Origin of the sequence: Vibrio sp. J2-3(2022), from assembly GCF_021725735.1 — a bacterium.
GTDB lineage: Bacteria > Pseudomonadota > Gammaproteobacteria > Enterobacterales > Vibrionaceae > Vibrio > Vibrio diabolicus.
Window position 1 is genome coordinate 457972 of sequence record NZ_JAKKCK010000003.1, and the last position, 18340, is coordinate 476311.

Below are 18340 nucleotides of genomic sequence, written 5' to 3' on the forward strand. Positions count from 1 at the left end.
CATAATTAGCGTCGAGGACATAAGAATGCCTTATTTATTAGCAATTGTACTATCAATTTTCACTTTAACAGGGTGTCAATCTGCTTATTACTCAGCGATGGAGCAAGTTGGGTACCATAAACGAGATATTATGGTCGACCGCGTTGAAGATGCCAAAGAATCTCAACAAGATGCACAAGAAGAATTCACCAGTGCACTTGAAGCCTTATCTGCGATCACTAATTTTGATGGTGGTGAGCTAGAAAGTGTCTACAACAAAATCAATGACAAGTACGAAGACAGCGAAAAAGCGGCGCAAGACGTTCGTGACCGCATTGCTGCGATTGAAGACGTTTCCGGCGCACTGTTTGATGAATGGCAAGACGAACTAGAGCTGTACTCGAGCGCGAAATTGCGCCGCTCAAGCGAGCAAAAGCTACGTGAAACCAAAGCCTCGTATAAAACCATGCTTAGCGCAATGAAGCGTGCAGAGAAAAAGATGACGCCGGTACTAAATACACTGCGCGACAACACGTTGTACTTGAAACACAACCTTAACGCCAGTGCAATTGGCTCTCTACAAGGTGAGTTCTCTAGCTTAGAGAAAGACATTCAGTTTGCCATCAAACAGATGAACGAAGCGATTGCAGAGTCTGATAAATTCCTGCAAAAGCTCAATCAAAAGTAAATGATTCAAACCTCCTCCTAGCGAGGAGGTTTTAGTCTGCGACCTCACCAACTAAACCGATGACTCTTCGAACAAAGCCTACTCGTTCTAGCACACTGCCCCATGGCACTTCTACCACTTCGTAACCCAACTCAGCATATATATCCACTAAGGATTGATGAATCTCCAATGCTTCTTCAAAGCTGTGTGGACGCACTTCATCTTGCACGTAAATGGATGCTTCAGGTCGACAAGTAAACACCTGACTATGATACCCAGCACTTTCGGTTAAGAAAGCTTGGTCAACCTTACAACCGCCCACTTGTAAGTAAGCAATGATGTCTGGGATGGCGCGATCAACAAACGCAATGTCATGACAACGCGCATCACTCTTTTGCTTGCTCATCAAGTCGAGACACAATTGAGCAAACTCAGGCAGGTTCGTCCACGGCAAGATACCGTCGTCTAACTGGTTTTGCTGTTCAATCAGCGTACGAGAGCTCTCTGCAAACGTCGCATACCCTTGCCGCTCTAATGCATTCAGTAGGGTGGTTTTCCCCGCACCTGGGCCACCAGTAATCACAATTGGCTTCATGCTGATATTTTCATTCTCTAGATACAAAAAGCCCTGAGCATAACTCAGGGCTTCTTCTTAATTGAATCGCTTAACGAAAATTATTTCGCGCCACGAGAAGCACGTTTACGATCGCTTTCCGTTAGGAATTTCTTACGGATACGGATGCTTTCAGGTGTTACTTCTACTAGCTCGTCGTCATCGATGAACTCAAGCGCTTGCTCTAGCGTCATGATGATTGGCGGAGTTAGAACCTGTGCGTCATCGGTACCAGATGCACGAACGTTGGTTAGCTGCTTACCTTTCAGTGCGTTTACTGTTAGGTCGTTGTCGCGGCTGTGAATACCGATGACCATGCCTTCGTAAACTTCCACACCGTGACCGATAAATAGACGACCACGTTCTTGAAGGTTGAACAGTGCGTTAGTTAGCGCTTTACCCGCAGCGTTAGCAATCAGAACACCGTTGATACGCTGACCGATGTTACCGCCTTTGTGTGGGCCGTAGTGGTCAAACGTATGGTATAGAAGACCAGAACCAGAAGTCAGTGTCATGAATTCCGTTTGGAAGCCGATCAGACCACGAGATGGCATGATGAAGTCCATACGTACACGGCCTTTACCGTCTGGAGCCATATCTTTCAGCTCACCTTTACGTAGGCCGATATTCTCCATGATACCGCCTTGGTGCTCTTCCATTACGTCGATAGTTACCGTTTCAAACGGTTCCATTAGCTGACCATCTTCTTCTTTGATGATTACTTCTGGACGAGATACGGCAAGCTCGAAGCCTTCACGACGCATGTTTTCGATCAGGATAGACAGGTGAAGCTCACCACGGCCTGATACGCGGAATTTGTCTGGATCGTCTGTTTGTTCAACGCGCAGTGCAACGTTGTGTACCAGTTCCTTCTCTAGACGCTCAAGGATGTTACGTGAAGTGACGAACTTACCTTCTTTACCAGCGAATGGAGACGTGTTTACTTGGAACGTCATGGTTACTGTTGGTTCATCAACAGACAGTGCTGGTAGTGCTTCTACTGCGTTTTGTGCACAGATAGTGTCAGAGATTTTAAGCTCGCCAAGACCAGTGATTGCAATGATATCACCCGCGTTAGCTTGCTCAACTTCGTGACGCTCTAGGCCTAGGTAGCCCATTACTGTGCCCACTTTACCGTTGCGAGTTTTGCCGTCTGCACCAACAACCGTTACTTGCTGGTTTGGCTTAACGCTACCACGAGTTACACGGCCAACGCCGATAACGCCAACGTAAGAGCTGTAATCCAACTGAGAGATTTGCATCTGTAGTGGACCATCTAGATCAACTTCTGGTGCAGCTACTTCGCCAACGATAGTTTCGAATAGCGGTTCCATGTTCTCGCCAGTTTCGCCTTCTTCTAGAGAAGCCCAACCGTTAAGAGCAGAAGCGTAAACCACTTTAAAGTCTAACTGTTCGTCAGAAGCACCTAGGTTGTCGAATAGGTCGAACACTTGGTCCATAACCCAATCAGGACGTGCGCCAGGGCGGTCAATCTTGTTGATAACAACGATTGGTTTTAGACCATGAGCAAACGCTTTTTGTGTTACGAAACGCGTTTGAGGCATTGGACCATCAACCGCGTCAACGATAAGTAGTACAGAGTCTACCATCGACATGATACGTTCAACTTCGCCACCGAAGTCCGCGTGTCCCGGAGTATCTACGATGTTGATACGGTAATCGTTCCAGTCGATTGCTGTGTTTTTAGCAAGAATGGTAATACCGCGCTCTTTCTCGATGTCGTTCGAGTCCATGACTCGCTCTTCAGCTTCACCGCGAGACTCAAGCGTGCCTGATTGTTGTAGCAGCTTGTCAACCAACGTGGTTTTACCGTGGTCAACGTGCGCGATGATCGCGATATTTCTTAATTTATCAATCTGTGGAGTAGCCATGGATATTGATTCACTTAGATAGATGAAATGCCCCCACGCTGAGAACGGGTGCTCTCTGGCGACATTTGCTGATTAAAAAAACGGCCATAATGTACCAGATTTTAGCAAAAAGCCTAGAAATATGTGATCTACTCCCGAGCATTTCTGCGATTTTTACGCTTAATGCCCATTTTCTTCCTCAGAACGAATTGATTAAACGCAACTTTATTCCAATCGATGCATAATTCAAATTGACTCTTGCTCAAAAACTGGGCTGAATAAGCAATGCGCCTGTCACATTATGGTGCAATAATGATTTTCCGCACCACAATAGTGCAAGTAAAGATCATTTTGGTGCAATCATCTGCACCAAGCTAGCGCCAAAAAAACACAATTGCTTGAAATTAATGGAATATTTTTTTTGGCACGGTTTTGGCTTTAGTTAAAACAGCATCGATTAATGAAAAGTCAAATTGATTAATCAATGCCAGGTTTCATGAATAATTCATAAATCGAGCTTTTACCGCTTATTAACACTGGAGGTTATCCAAGATGTCAGTAGAAAACGTTCTATCGCTGATCCAAGAAAACGAAGTTAAGTTTGTTGACCTACGCTTCACTGATACAAAAGGTAAAGAGCAGCACATTTCGATCCCTGCTCACCAAATCGACGCAGACTTCTTCGAAGAAGGTAAAATGTTCGATGGTTCATCAGTTGCTGGCTGGAAAGGTATCAACGAATCAGACATGGTAATGATGCCTGACGCATCTTCTGCTGTGCTTGACCCATTCACGGAAGACGCAACACTAAACATCCGTTGTGACATCTTAGAGCCGGCAACAATGCAAGGCTACGACCGTGACCCACGTTCTATCGCAAAACGCGCTGAAGACTTCATGCGCTCTACTGGCGTTGCAGATACTGTACTTATCGGTCCTGAGCCAGAATTCTTCCTATTTGACGACGTGAAATTCGCGACTGACATGTCAGGCTCTTTCTTCAAGATCGATGACGTAGAAGCAGCATGGAACACAGGTTCTGATTACGAAGAAGGTAACAAAGGTCACCGTCCAGGCGTTAAAGGTGGTTACTTCCCTGTAGCTCCAGTGGATTCATCTCAAGACATCCGTTCTGCTATGTGTCTAGTCATGGAAGAAATGGGTCTTGTTGTTGAAGCGCACCACCACGAAGTGGCAACAGCGGGTCAAAACGAAATCGCAACTCGTTTCAACACGCTAACAACCAAAGCTGACGAAATCCAAATCTACAAGTACGTTGTACACAACGTTGCTCACGCGTTTGGTAAAACGGCAACATTCATGCCTAAACCACTTGTTGGTGACAACGGTAGCGGTATGCACGTTCACCAATCTCTAGCGAAAGATGGTGTAAACCTATTTGCTGGTGACAAGTACGGCGGTCTATCTGAAATGGCGCTTTACTACATTGGCGGTATCATCAAACACGCTCGTGCAATCAACGCATTTGCTAACCCATCAACAAACTCGTACAAACGTCTTGTACCAGGCTTCGAAGCGCCAGTTATGCTTGCTTACTCTGCACGTAACCGCTCTGCTTCAATCCGTATCCCTGTGGTACCAAGCCCGAAAGCACGTCGTATCGAAGTTCGCTTTGGTGACCCAGCGGCTAACCCATACCTATGCTTTGCATCAATGCTAATGGCTGGTCTTGACGGTATTAAGAACAAGATCCACCCAGGCGAAGCAATGGATAAAGACCTTTACGATCTACCAGCAGAAGAAGCAGCAGAAATCCCAACGGTTGCATACTCACTGAAAGACGCACTAGCAGAGCTAGATGCTGACCGTGAATTCCTAACAGCGGGTGGTGTATTCTCTGACGACTTCATCGACTCTTACATCGAGCTAAAATCTCAGGACGTAGAGCGCGTGAACATGACAACTCACCCAGTTGAGTTCGAACTTTACTACTCTGTATAAGGTCGACACTGTGTAAAATGTAAACACAGCAACAAAATATTAGGCTCGCCTCGCAGGCGGGCCTTTTTTGTATTCGTCAGTCAAGATTCGACGTTTAACATGAGGGGATAATAAAAATACGCTTGGACTTTTTACCTTGTAGGTCAAAGAGCTAAGCCATTGAAACGTGAAATCATCGATCAAAAGAAGGTGAGCAATGAAAGTTCAGCTTATTCCATCGCTATGTGCTCTCAGCGGATTATTAATCGTCTCCATCGCATCAGCGCAGGTTGCTTATACATGGGTAGATAAAAATGGCGTGGTTCATTTTAGTGATACGCCAAACCAAGGTGCAAAAGCCATCGCGCTGCCAAACCTTGAAGCCAGCGCACCGGCTCCTAAGGTAGAAAGCACGGAATCACTCGCCCCTCAGACCAAGCTATCTAAAGAGCCACAAAACAAGCCGGAAAAGAAAACCGATAAACCTCTCCCATTAAAGCTCTCGATGCTGACTCCTCAACATAACGAAACCATCCGCAGCAACCGAGGCATCATCAATATTCAACTGGAAACCAATCGCAAGCTTGGTATCGGTGAACAGTTGCAACTGCTGCTCGACGGAAAACCTTATGGTGCGCCACAAAGCCATATGACGTGGCAGTTAAACAATATTGACCGAGGTACCCACACACTGGCCGTGCACGCGAAAAGAAGCGGCAAGCTTATTGCATCTACTAGCCCTATAACGGTGCATTTACATAGAGCAAGTGTTAAGCCGACCGTAAAAGGGGCAAAATAGAATATCTGGTGAAAAAAATAGCATCACTGCGGTGCTTTTCACTTTTTCTTCTGAGATTTATTCGCCATACTTAACGTTCAATTGCACCATTATTGTGCAACGCACAATCTTAAAGCAAAACAAGGACGTAATGTGGATACCAGTCTTCCTAGTGCCATTCTCAACAACATGGTGACAGCAACGCTGATTCTTGATGATGGATTGGCTATCCGTTATGCCAATCCGGCTGCCGAGTTGCTGTTTTCTCAAAGCGCGAAACGTATTGTTGAACAATCGCTTTCTCAATTGATTCAACATGCGTCGCTGGATCTCGCGCTGCTCACTCAACCATTGCAAAGTGGCCAAAGCATCACCGACAGTGACGTCACTTTCGTTGTTGATGGCCGCCCCTTAATGCTAGAGGTCACAGTTAGCCCAATCACTTGGCAAAAACAACTGATGTTACTCGTCGAGATGCGCAAAATTGATCAACAGCGCCGACTCTCTCAAGAACTGAACCAGCACGCCCAGCAACAAGCGGCGAAACTGTTAGTCCGAGGGCTTGCACATGAGATCAAAAACCCGCTAGGTGGATTACGTGGTGCAGCGCAATTGCTAGAAAAAATGCTGCCAGATCCCTCTCTCACCGAATATACGCACATCATTATTGAGCAAGCCGACCGTTTAAGAGCGCTCGTTGATCGATTACTCGGGCCACAAAAGCCAGGTAAGAAGACACAAGAAAACTTGCATCAAATTCTGGAAAAGGTCCGCCAGTTGGTTGAATTAGAATCGCAACGTTCAATCGTGATTGAACGCGATTACGACCCGAGCTTGCCAGAAATTTTGATGGATGCGGACCAAATCGAACAGGCGATGCTTAATATCGTCAGTAATGCGGCGCAAATTCTTAGCCATCAAGAACACGGTAAAATCACCATTCGCACCAGAACGGTGCATCAAGCTAATATTCACGGCAAACGCTGTAAACTCGCTGCGCGTGTCGAAATCACAGACAACGGCCCTGGCATTCCACCGGAATTACAAGACACGCTGTTCTATCCCATGGTCAGTGGCCGCGAGGGAGGAACTGGCTTAGGGCTGTCTATTTCACAAAATTTGATCGACCAGCACAATGGAAAAATAGACGTAGAAAGCTGGCCTGGTCACACAACATTTACTATTTATTTGCCGATCTGATTGCGCTAATGGACTTCAAGTCGCATCAGTTTTTCGGTTTGCTGCAAGGATTACTACATGAGTAAAGGATATGTTTGGGTCGTTGATGACGACAGTTCCATTCGCTGGGTGATGGAGAAAACGCTCTCCTCTGCCAACATAAAATGCGAAACCTATGCCGATGGGGAAAGCGTTTTGATGGCGCTCGAACGCGAAGTACCAGATGTGCTGGTATCAGACATTCGCATGCCGGGCATTGATGGATTAGAGCTGCTAAAACAAGTACAGCGCGATTACCCAGACCTTCCCGTGATTATCATGACCGCCCACTCAGATTTGGATGCGGCAGTGAATGCGTACCAAAAAGGCGCCTTTGAATACTTACCAAAACCTTTTGATATCGATGAAACCTTAACTCTGGTTGAACGAGCGATTGCGCACAGTCACGAAAATAAACGTGAGCAACTCTCTCCAGAAGACATTCCTGCGGAAACGCCAGAAATCATCGGTGAAGCGCCAGCCATGCAAGAAGTATTTCGCGCCATTGGTCGTCTTTCTCGCTCCTCAATTTCAGTATTGATTAACGGTGAATCGGGCACGGGTAAAGAGCTCGTTGCTCATGCGTTGCACCGCCATAGTCCTCGCGCCAACAAACCTTTTATTGCACTCAATATGGCGGCGATTCCCAAAGATCTGATTGAGTCAGAGTTGTTTGGTCATGAAAAAGGGGCATTTACCGGGGCGAACAATGTTCGTCAGGGTCGATTCGAACAAGCCAATGGCGGCACCCTATTTTTAGACGAAATCGGTGACATGCCGTTAGATATTCAAACCCGTTTGCTGCGTGTTCTGGCCGACGGACAGTTTTATCGAGTGGGCGGTCACTCCCCAATCAGCGTCGACGTAAGGATTGTCGCGGCAACACACCAGAATTTAGAAAAGCTGGTGCATGAAGGCGATTTCCGTGAAGACTTATTCCATCGCTTGAACGTGATTCGAGTGCAGATTCCGGCATTGCGTGAACGTAAGCAGGACATCGAAAAACTTACGCAGCATTTTCTTATCCGAGCGGCTGATGAGCTGGGGGTCGAAACCAAAACTCTGCATCCGTCGACCGTTGAAATTCTTAACCGCCTTGATTGGCCGGGCAACGTGCGTCAATTAGAGAATATTTGCCGTTGGTTAACCGTCATGGCCAGTGGTAGCGAGGTATTGCCAAACGACTTACCAAGCGAACTGCTCGAAGAGAAAAAATCCATTTCGGACTCTGAGCATGGCAGCTGGCAAGAACAATTGGCGGATTGGGCACGTCAATCACTCGCGGCAGGAGATAAAGAACTGCTTTCTTATGCTTTACCAGAATTTGAGCGCATTTTATTAGAGGCCGCTTTGGAGCACACTAAAGGTCACAAGCAAGATGCCGCTAAAGTATTAGGCTGGGGGCGAAACACGCTTACCAGAAAATTAAAAGAATTGTACTGACAATCACTTACGTGGTGCGTTAACAACGAGAGTCGTTTGCCACTCGATATTAACAAAAATATCAGTACAATTGTGGCGCACCACCATCTATGTGATTAGGCAATGTCTACTGCTACGACTCAAATTACACTGCGTACCGCTGTTCTCATTCCATTTGTCATGATCTTCTTACTGGCGATCGGTGTCATTGTCTACGTCCAAAAACAAAGCTACGAAGAAGTGGTCACAGATATCAGCGACAAACAACTTTCCGTGTTAACCGAAAGTGTCCACGACCACCTTAATAGCTATCTGCGCAAGCCGTTTACTGCAGTTATGGCTCTCGCACATAACGTCAGCTATCACAACCTTTATCACCCTCACGACACCTCAGATATTCAAAGCTACCTGCTGAGTGCATTCAAAAACCTTTACCAATCGATACCGCAGTTGGATGTCATCGCATTTGGTTCAGAAAGCGGTGACTTTGCCGGGTTCCGCCGCGAGCTTTCCGACGATTACACCTTAATGGTTCAAGATCGATATACCGATGGTGATCTGATTATTTATGGCACCAACCATGTGAGTAATAGCATTCGAACGGTTATCTCTCCATACGATCCTCGCACTCGCCCATGGTATACGCCCGTCGCAGAGACTCAAACCTCGATGTGGTCTGAGATTTATACGAATGCCGATGAACGCCAGGATATTACGCTGTCAGCCATGACACCGGTGTATAAACACGACCAATTTGCTGGCGTGTTGGTGACAGACATTCGCATCAACACATTTAACGAATTTCTACGTGAGTTAAAATACAACACCAAAGCTTCGGTCTACATCATGGACCCAGAGCATCGTTTAATCGCTCACTCAGGCCCGGGAAGCGTTATCTCATGGGGCACAAAGTTTTCTGATAAAGGGCAGCGTTTGTTTGCGGCTGAAAACGCAGATCCGATCATCAAAATCAGTGCGAGCCGCGTTCGGTCGTTTGATCTCAACAATACTAAGCAACCTTACACCTTTTCATTTGAGCATGACGGCCAACGTATTTTCAGCCGACTAACCCCATACCGAGATCAAAACGGTTTAACATGGTTTATTGGCACCTCTATATCTGAATCCGAGTTGCTGGGTACATTGCCGAAAAGCCAACAAAAGAGTTGGCTGGTCGGGTTTATCGTCAGCTTATTTGGTATCGCCATCAGTTGGATCATTTTCAACCGAGTCACCAGACCGATTAACGCGACGGCCGACGCCGCCCAACACCTTGCGAATGGCGATTGGGACAGCAGTATGCCAAAACCTGGTTATGTGTATGAGACAACGGTACTTGTGCATGCCTTTAATGAGATGACGAGTAACCTCAGAGCCTCATTTAAAGCGTTGCGTGAGCAGTTGGTTTATGACTCTCTGACACGCTTATACAGTCGTCAGGGCTTGGTCGAAATCTGTGAGAACCAATCTCACCTGTGCCACGGCAGTTTATTTTTACTTGGTATCAACAAATTTAGAGATATCAACGACAGTGTGGGTCATCATAACGGTGATCAACTGTTGGTCAGCATCGCAGAAAGGCTAAAACAAGAGTTTAGTGATAACGCGTTACTGGCTCGGATTGGCGGTGATGAGTTCGCAGTGTTTCTCTCAAACGCCGATACTGAAGCCAAAGTTAAACAAACAGAGCGTCGATTACAGCAACTCTTTTCCACCCCATTTATGGTGGAAGGTGAGAATGTAGTGATGAAGATTTCACTTGGCATTGTGCAAACCCAACCAAATGAAACCATGCCGCTGTGGCTTCGCAACGCCAGCATCGCATTAAGCTACGCCAAGCAAGACTCACTGACCGGTGTCTGTCATTACAGCCCTGAACTGGCAAGCGCTTCAAAGTTCCGCACCCAAATGCTGACTAAGATTCAAACTGGCATCGAAAACCAAGAGTTTGTCCCTCATTATCAACCTATTGTGGATCTCGCTAGTGGTAATGTGTGTGGCGCAGAAGCGCTGGCGCGCTGGCACAGTGACTCAGGAATGGTGTCACCATTAGATTTTATTCCAATCGCAGAAGAAAGCGGCATGATCAAAGCCATTGGCCAACAAATTCTGTTACAAGCTTGCCGCGATACATACCAAGCCATTCAAAGTAATCAGTGGCCATCAGACTTCCAACTGCATGTGAACATCTCCGTTAATCAACTGTCCTGCCCTGATTTTGTCGATACGGTGACCAACGTATTGGATACCACGAAATTACCCGCCAGTAATCTAACACTGGAGATCACCGAGTCGCGCATTATTGATAGCGCACCAACCACGCTGGAAAATATGACCAAACTGCGTGATATGGGGATTGGTATCGCGATCGATGATTTCGGTACCGGTTACTCATCACTGGGTTATCTTCACTCACTGCCATTTACTTGTTTAAAGATTGATCGCACCTTCATCAATCAACTCACGCAAGAAAACTTAGACAGTTCGGTCGTTGCTGCGGTCATCAATATCACCGCGGGCCTCAAAACCAATGTCGTCGCAGAAGGCGTAGAGGATAGCAATCAAGCACAATTATTGCGGTCTTTAGGCTGCAACCAAGTGCAAGGCTTCTATTACAGTCGTCCAATGCCACTAGAAGAGTGGCCAACAAATTTGGTTAACATGAAGTAGAAAAGAGCGAGAATCGTTGATTTCCTAGTCATCCTCTACTGACAATCTACCTAACTGTTATTTATACTTAACTGCAAATCTTACCCATGTATTGTCACAGATGATGTTTGGGCCCTGTTCCAGTTCATAACTATCCGGATCGACATAATGATAACGAAGAACCTTCCTCTTACTGATTTGCACCGCCACCTAGACGGTAACATTCGTACTAAAACGATTCTTGAGCTTGGCCAAAAATTTGGTATTGCTCTGCCAGCGTACGATATTGAGTCTCTAACTCCTCACGTTCAAATTGTCGAAGCGGAACCCTCTCTTGTTGCTTTCCTTTCTAAGCTCGACTGGGGTGTTGCGGTACTGGGCGACCTAGATGCATGTCGTCGTGTGGCGTACGAAAACGTGGAAGACGCACTAAACGCTCAAATCGATTACGCTGAACTGCGTTTCTCACCATACTACATGGCAATGAAACACAAGTTACCAGTAGCGGGTGTTGTTGAAGCAGTCGTGGACGGTGTGCAAGCGGGTATGCGCGATTTTGGCGTGAAAGCCAACCTGATCGGCATCATGAGCCGCACATTTGGCACCGACGCGTGCCAACAAGAACTGGACGGCATTCTGAGCCAAAAAGATCACATCGTTGCCGTCGACTTGGCGGGTGACGAACTGGGCCAACCGGGCGATCGCTTTGTGTCTCACTTCAAACAAGTACGCGACGCTGGCCTTGGGGTAACGGTTCATGCTGGTGAAGCAGCAGGTGCAGAGAGCATGTGGCAAGCAATCAATGAGCTGGGCGCAACTCGTATCGGTCACGGCGTAAAAGCGATCCACGATCCAAAACTGATGGATTACCTAGCAGAAAACCGCATTGGTATTGAGTCTTGCCTAACATCAAACTACCAAACAAGCACGGTAGAAACGTTAGAAAACCACCCTCTCAAACAGTTCCTAGAGCATGGCGTTCTTGCGTGTCTGAACACTGACGACCCAGCGGTTGAAGGTATCGAGCTGCCATACGAATACGAAGTAGCGGCACCAGCAGCTGGTCTGAGCCAAGACCAGATTCGCCAAGCACAAATCAATGGTCTTGAGATTGCATTCCTTTCAGAAGCAGAAAAAGCGGAACTGAAAGCAAAAGTAAAAGATCGCGCTTAAATCCAGCGAAAACATAAAAAAATGCCAGCATCTGCTGGCATTTTTTTATATCTTGAATCGGCGTCTATGATTAGATAACACGAGAGAATTGTTGCTGACGCGCCTTCGCTCGCAGGTACTTATCGAAGCTCATACAAATATTACGGATCAGCAAACGACCTCGCAGCGTCACACGAATTTCATTGTCATCCACTTCCACCAGCTCATCGTTGATGAAGGTCTGAAGTAGCTGCAAGTCTTCTTTAAAGTACTGATCAAACTTCACTTTAAACTCAGAGTCGATCGCTTTCTTGTCTAGTTTAAAATTACAAATCAGCTGCTTGATCACTTCGCGACGGAGCAAGTCATCAGAATCCAGCGAAACCCCTTTCCACAGTGCGTGACGAAGTTCGTTGACTTGAGCGTAGTATTTCTTCAGCTCTTTCTGGTTTTGCGCGTATGCATCGCCGATCATCGAGATTGCAGAGACACCAAAGCCAACCAAATCACATTCACCTTGTGTGGTGTAGCCTTGGAAGTTGCGATGCAAAATACCTTCGCGCTGAGCGACGGCAAGCTCATCGTCCGGTAAAGCAAAGTGGTCCATGCCGATAAATTGATAGCCAGCGCCAGTCAGTGTCGCGATGGTATCTTGCAGAATCGCCATCTTCTCTTCTGCTTTAGGCAGATCTTCGTCTTTAATCTTACGCTGCGCTGCAAATAGCTGTGGCATGTGCGCGTAGTTAAATACGGACAGACGGCCCGGCTGCATTTCCAGTACTTGTTCTAACGTCTTGGCAAAAGAGGCTTTGGTTTGCTTTGGCAAGCCGTAGATCAAATCTAGGTTTGTCGAACGGAAACCCAACTCTTTTGCGCGCGCAACCATCGCAAAGATGAACTCTTCATCTTGCTCACGGTTCACCAATTTTTGCACTTCTTTGTTGAAGTCCTGAACACCGATGCTCAAGCGGTTAAAGCCTTCACTACGCAGGTGATCCAGCATGGTGATCTGAATTTCACGCGGGTCAACTTCGATACTGATTTCAGCATCACTGCTAAAGGTAAACTCTTGGCGCAACAGGCTCATTACGCGTGTAATTTGCTTTTCAGAAAGGAACGTTGGCGTACCACCACCAAAGTGCAATTGCGTTACCGTTCTGCCCACCAATAAGGCTGCACGTTGACGAATCTCATGCTCAAGCACATCGAGGTATTCGTCCGCTTTGTGCGAGTGGCGCGTAATGACTTTATTACAACCACAGTAGTAACAAAGCTTGTGACAGAACGGAATGTGCACGTACAGCGATAATGGGCGGTCTGGGTACTGAGTGCATGCCATATCATAATCAGAAATGGTGAACGCTTCATGGAACTCCAGCGCCGTTGGGTACGACGTGTAGCGAGGACCGGAATAGTTGTACTTATCCAATACCGCTTGATCCCAGACGATTTGCTGCTTCGATTCAGTGTGTTGATTCGACATGGTGGTACTTTCCGTTAAATGCTAGGGCAACGAAAGCCGTCACCCGATATTCAGAGCCGCTATTTTGCCATACGACGATGACAAGCGTGGCAACGCCGACTGGCTTTTTAAGTATAAAACTAAAGAAGTGCTAGCGTGATCACGATACCCCCAGCAGTCATAAGGAAACCATTGGGGGTAACTATTAAATCATCTGAATATTGATTTGATTATTCAGTGGCTGGACGTTTTTCTGCAACACTTTGAGCTCCTCAATGATCGCATCAGTGAGGCGGCTTTCCGCTTTATGACGCGTCAAGTTCTGTTGCATACGCTCTTTCTTGGCAAGTTGTTGGCGTTCTTCACCACGCGCCATATCTTTCACGATATGGTAAAGCTCAGAAATTGCAGGGTACGTTTTATCGAAATCGACACGGTCTTCACCTTGTACATAATCCATGATGTTATACACACGAATACTGATTTCAGATAAATCGCATTGGCCTTGAATACCCGCCTGACACAAGGTATGCACATTCTCAAAAATGTTGGCGTTACGTTTATCTATCGCCAATTTTTGATGCTTTAGCTGCAATTCCTTTTGCTTTTTCAATTGAAGCAGAAGGTAACCTGCATAAGAAGCAAGTGCGATGATAATCACAACACCAGCAATAGCTAATAAGGTTACATTCATAGCTTAATTATCCTTTGTAGTCGTCGAAGTTAATGTCGTCGAAATCTGCCAGCAAGTCATCATCATTGCGCGTGCTTTTCTCAGCAGGAGCAGTGAAGTCTTCCTCTTCTTCAGGTTCCAACAAACCTAGTTGGTCCATTAGCTTCTCAATGCGGTCGAGCTTCTCATCGACGTATTTCTGTAGACCTGTGCCTAGGTTTTCACCCGCTTCAATACGGTCTAGCAACACGTTCAATTGCGCGTCATTTTCTAGCATCTCTAGTTCTTGCTCTGCCGACAAACGACGCTCTTGCTTCGTCATTTTCTTCGCAGGCTCAACAACCAGAGGAATTTTCTTTTTACTGCCTAAACGCGGGTCGCGGTTTTGTGCAGCAGCTTGCTTTTTCTGCTCGTTAACTTCTGAGTTACGGTTACCCGTTTTCAAGCCTTTGCGCTTTTTAGCACGCTTGCGTAGGCGGCCTTCCACATCAGATTCTGTACGGTTACGAGTTACAACAAACTCAGGTGCGCCAGCGGCACCTGGCTTTCTAGATTTTTTACTACGGCTCATTACTGGGGTTTCCTCAGTAAAATTACATCATTACCAATAAATTCGAGTTCGAGCTTATCCCGCTCTGCTAGGAACTGGAACGTGTCACGACTAAAGAACACTACATGAGTGAGATCGTTCTTATAATGCCATGATTTGAAAGCCTCCACGTCGATGACCATTTTCGTCATCAGGCCTATCCAGCCCCCTTGCTTAACTAAATTCAACCATTGCTTCCACACCAAATCTGGGTGGTAGAGGTGCTCTATCACCTCTGTTGCTGTCATGAAGTCATACGTTTTTTCTAAAACCGACGTATCAGGGTGGTAGTAGAGGTCGTACAACGCCATGTTGTGCCCCGCCTCTTCCAGCATTAAGGAGAGCGTTGGGCCAGGACCACAACCAAAGTCGATACCATTTGATTGTGGAGAAATTCGCTCTGTGATCGGGTCAGCAATACGCGACAAAAAGCGTCGGTAACCTAAATCTTCAGGGTTGTTCTCATGCAAATCATAGTGAGCTTTTTCGGTTTCCGCATCCAAACGTTGGTCTGGATTCACAAACACCAAACAGCACTGCTCACATTGAAGATATTCACGTCGCTTATCTTCAAAATAGTGGTGAGTACGCTGATTTTGGCATAAAGGACAGGTATGCATGCTGACTTCCTCAAACAGGGATGCGAAACATACCAGAAAGTGAACTCAGATTGGAGTGTTACTGAGTATTTTTTCAGCAATTTTTGTTAAAAAACTTTGTTTACAACCCATCGAAGTAAATAAGTGCAGTAATCGTAATTCAGATTGCGACTTACCAAGGGAAAAGAATATAAAAAAAGCGACAGTCAGACTGTCGCTTTCTAAGTGCCATCAATTGGCGAAACTGTGTTGCACGCATTTGGTGCATCAATGTTCCCTTTGTTTTTCGAGCTTTCCCTGCCAAAAAGAGTTGTTTTTCATCTTCCTGATGAGTTTTGGCTGTCCGTTTACTTCCTGTCTACTGAGCAACTTCCTGTGCCTGATCCGTTTCACTGTCTTAACCGTCAGACGAGATGACCATCCTTATCAGATAGGCTCCCTACCTATCTAAATCCCTTTCTAAATCACCAAGCATCCGAGCTACATCCTTGGAGACCTAAACCGTGGTCTTAAATCCTTACATTCACCCCCTGTGAACAACTTCTACTTTACGCCATCCCGCGGTGCTCACAAGTAATGGGTTGAAAAAATAATCCACCTATTTTTCTAAAACATCAAAATTATCATTTAATCAAAAACTTAAAAACACCAACAAGAAAAAGCCAACATCAAGTATGGCAAATGTCTCACAAACTACCGAGCTAACTATCGCTTTCGAACTCAAAGTCGACTGTGATATTTGTCACGAACAAAAATGCCCTAGCGAATTCACTAGGGCATTTTTGTATAAGTTGCTCGAACGATGTAGGGACATCTACCCAATAAACTCAAGATGCAGGATCTTGAGCGATTTAGGTATATTAGTGCAGACCGCCAACGTATTTAGACAGCACTTCGATATCTTCGTCTGTCATTTTCTTCGCGATGTCACGCATCATGGCATTCATATCATTACCACGGTCGCCATCACGGAATTTTTCTAGCTGAGCTTTGATGTAGTCAGCATGCTGACCAGAAATTTTCGGGAAACCTGAAAGCTCAGTACCATTGCCACGAGGACCATGACATGCAATACATGCGGTTAGGCCACGCTCGGCATCACCAGCGGTATAAAGCGTTTTGCCTTTTGCTACCACATCTTCAGGTGTTGAGTTTTCTGAAACTGGTAGCGAAGCGTAGTAAGCAGATAGGTCTGCGATATCTTCATCGCTCAGTGGCATTGCCATACCACTCATTACAGGATCGTAACGACCTTGTTTACCACCACTTGTCATGCCTAGCTTAAGTTCTTTTAACTGCTTCTCAAGATACTTAGCGTGTTGGCCTGCGAGTTTCGGGTACGTTGTTATTGCACTGTTGCCATCTGCTCCGTGACAGGCGACACAGGTTTGTGATTTTGCTTTACCAGCCTCAATATTACCTTGGGCCCATACTGAGCAACTGGCTAAAAGACTCAAAATTAGCGCTAATTTCTTCATGACATTCCATTATAATTATCAAGCTTCCAGTACCACGGAATGTGAACATACCGCGTACACTCATGGTACAATAGGCGACCTTATGCCGAGCACGGTTATTTTACACATTTTCACAAAAAAGTAATCAATCGACTACACAAAGTCGAGATGGAGTTAACAGTGAGCGTAAAAATTCATTACCAAAATACGCATTTCATCACCAGCGCACCCGATATTCGTCACCTACCGGAAGACGAAGGTGTCGAAATTGCGTTTGCAGGACGCTCAAACGCTGGTAAATCGAGTGCACTTAACCGTCTAACTAATCAAAAAAGCTTAGCCAAGACATCAAAGACACCTGGTCGTACGCAATTAATCAACCTTTTCAAAGTAGAAGAAGGTTGTCACATTGTCGATCTACCTGGATACGGTTTTGCTCAAGTACCGGTAGAGATGAAAAACAAATGGCAGAAATCTTTGGGTGAATACCTACAGAAACGCGAGTGCCTAAAAGGCTTAGTGGTTCTGATGGACATTCGTCATCCAATGAAAGATCTCGACCAGCAAATGATTTTCTGGGCCATCGATAGCCACATTCCTGTGCAAGTTTTGCTAACCAAAGCAGATAAACTAAAAAGTGGCGCACGCAAACAAACCCTGCTGAAAGTTCGCAAACAAGTGGAAACTTTCGGTGGCGACGTTTCCGTTGATGTGTTCTCTTCCCTTAAAGGGTTAGGCGTTGATCAGCTGCGCGCAAAACTGGATACCTGGTTTGCACCGGCGCTCGCACACCTGATAGAAGAAGGCGAACTGGATACCCCAGCAAGCGACGAAGAATAATTAACAATATTTGTTAAATCTTTTCGATACGGCCCTACCATTTGGTGGGGCTTTTGTTTATCTGAGCTAAATAACAGGCAATAAAAATCCCCACCTTCCTGGCAGGGATAACGGGAGAGAAAAATTGGTAATTATTGTTATGTGACGAAGCATTGCTTAACTATCGGATGATTTCAATAGCTTAAAAAGCCGCCTAACTTTAGCTTTCGCTTAATCAACTCACAACCATAACCAATAAAGAAAATACAATTCAACAAGTTAGACAGAAACCTACCCATTTTCCCGTCAACTTAGTTTCCTTCAAGAAAAAATCATAGTGTGATTGGCATAAATTTACAGACTGAATAGTTTGCGAGTTTTTGAAGAAAATTGGAGTGTAGACAATAGGTTAAAGGTGGGAGAAATATAAAGACAAGTCGTTACCAACCCA

The 18340-nt window shown here is 45.8% G+C and carries 15 protein-coding genes; 8 read left to right on the top strand and 7 right to left on the bottom strand.

Annotated elements, in window-relative coordinates; translation table 11 throughout:
- The first annotated feature begins 25 nt into the window (after window positions 1-25).
- The gene (locus L3V27_RS14585) at window positions 26-667 is read left to right on the top strand and encodes a DUF2959 domain-containing protein (RefSeq protein ID WP_031780441.1); all 642 of its coding nucleotides are present in this window, start codon (window positions 26-28) and stop codon (window positions 665-667) included.
- Between the two features lie 31 nt (window positions 668-698).
- On the opposite strand, the gene L3V27_RS14590 is transcribed toward L3V27_RS14585, so the two are convergent.
- Both L3V27_RS14590 and typA read right to left on the bottom strand, forming a co-directional pair.
- Complete coding sequence (locus L3V27_RS14590) at window positions 699-1241, bottom strand: AAA family ATPase (RefSeq protein WP_237309216.1); 543 nt, start codon at window positions 1239-1241, stop codon at window positions 699-701.
- An 80-nt stretch (window positions 1242-1321) separates the two neighbouring features.
- Window positions 1322-3151 carry a translational GTPase TypA gene (gene typA / locus L3V27_RS14595; RefSeq protein ID WP_046874152.1) on the bottom strand — a complete coding sequence of 610 codons (1830 nt, stop codon included), beginning with the start codon at window positions 3149-3151 and terminating at the stop codon, window positions 1322-1324.
- Window positions 3152-3682: 531 nt separating this feature from the next.
- On the opposite strand from typA, the gene glnA reads away from it, so the two are divergent.
- The 6 genes from glnA to add all read left to right on the top strand — a co-directional run bounded on the left by glnA (window position 3683) and on the right by add (window position 12311).
- Window positions 3683-5092: a glutamate--ammonia ligase gene (gene glnA, locus L3V27_RS14600; RefSeq protein ID WP_005395023.1), complete on the top strand. Its 1410-nt coding sequence runs from the start codon at window positions 3683-3685 to the stop codon at window positions 5090-5092.
- A gap of 196 nt (window positions 5093-5288) precedes the next feature.
- Window positions 5289-5870, top strand: coding sequence for a DUF4124 domain-containing protein (locus L3V27_RS14605; RefSeq protein ID WP_176318921.1), 582 nt, complete (start codon window positions 5289-5291; stop codon window positions 5868-5870).
- A 132-nt stretch (window positions 5871-6002) separates the two neighbouring features.
- Window positions 6003-7049: a nitrogen regulation protein NR(II) gene (glnL, locus tag L3V27_RS14610; RefSeq protein WP_012841226.1), complete on the top strand. Its 1047-nt coding sequence runs from the start codon at window positions 6003-6005 to the stop codon at window positions 7047-7049.
- Window positions 7050-7106: 57 nt separating this feature from the next.
- Complete coding sequence (glnG, locus tag L3V27_RS14615; RefSeq protein WP_005395036.1) at window positions 7107-8510, top strand: nitrogen regulation protein NR(I); 1404 nt, start codon at window positions 7107-7109, stop codon at window positions 8508-8510.
- Window positions 8511-8612: 102 nt separating this feature from the next.
- Complete coding sequence (locus tag L3V27_RS14620; protein WP_237312155.1) at window positions 8613-11159, top strand: EAL domain-containing protein; 2547 nt, start codon at window positions 8613-8615, stop codon at window positions 11157-11159.
- Between the two features lie 147 nt (window positions 11160-11306).
- Window positions 11307-12311 carry an adenosine deaminase gene (gene add, locus L3V27_RS14625; protein WP_005395038.1) on the top strand — a complete coding sequence of 335 codons (1005 nt, stop codon included), beginning with the start codon at window positions 11307-11309 and terminating at the stop codon, window positions 12309-12311.
- A 70-nt stretch (window positions 12312-12381) separates the two neighbouring features.
- Here the strand turns inward: add and hemN are convergent, their stop codons facing one another.
- From hemN to L3V27_RS14650, 5 genes are all read right to left on the bottom strand, one after another.
- Window positions 12382-13773, bottom strand: coding sequence for an oxygen-independent coproporphyrinogen III oxidase (gene hemN, locus L3V27_RS14630; protein WP_237312157.1), 1392 nt, complete (start codon window positions 13771-13773; stop codon window positions 12382-12384).
- Window positions 13774-13957: 184 nt separating this feature from the next.
- A complete protein-coding gene (locus L3V27_RS14635; RefSeq protein WP_005379254.1) occupies window positions 13958-14446 on the bottom strand; it encodes a DUF2489 domain-containing protein in 489 nt (162 codons plus the stop codon).
- Between the two features lie 7 nt (window positions 14447-14453).
- Window positions 14454-14996 (bottom strand): Der GTPase-activating protein YihI, encoded by a 543-nt coding sequence (yihI, locus tag L3V27_RS14640; RefSeq protein WP_005394455.1) that lies wholly within the window; start codon window positions 14994-14996, stop codon window positions 14454-14456.
- Window positions 14996-15634, bottom strand: a complete 639-nt coding sequence (locus L3V27_RS14645; RefSeq protein ID WP_237312159.1) for a class I SAM-dependent methyltransferase — start codon at window positions 15632-15634, stop codon at window positions 14996-14998. Before L3V27_RS14645 ends, yihI begins: the two co-directional genes overlap by 1 nt.
- 839 nt (window positions 15635-16473) lie before the next feature.
- Complete coding sequence (locus tag L3V27_RS14650) at window positions 16474-17091, bottom strand: c-type cytochrome (protein WP_005379248.1); 618 nt, start codon at window positions 17089-17091, stop codon at window positions 16474-16476.
- 159 nt (window positions 17092-17250) lie between these two features.
- Here L3V27_RS14650 and yihA point away from each other — a divergent pair, with 159 nt between their 5' ends.
- Complete coding sequence (gene yihA, locus L3V27_RS14655) at window positions 17251-17910, top strand: ribosome biogenesis GTP-binding protein YihA/YsxC (protein WP_005394452.1); 660 nt, start codon at window positions 17251-17253, stop codon at window positions 17908-17910.
- Window positions 17911-18340: the final 430 nt, after the last annotated feature.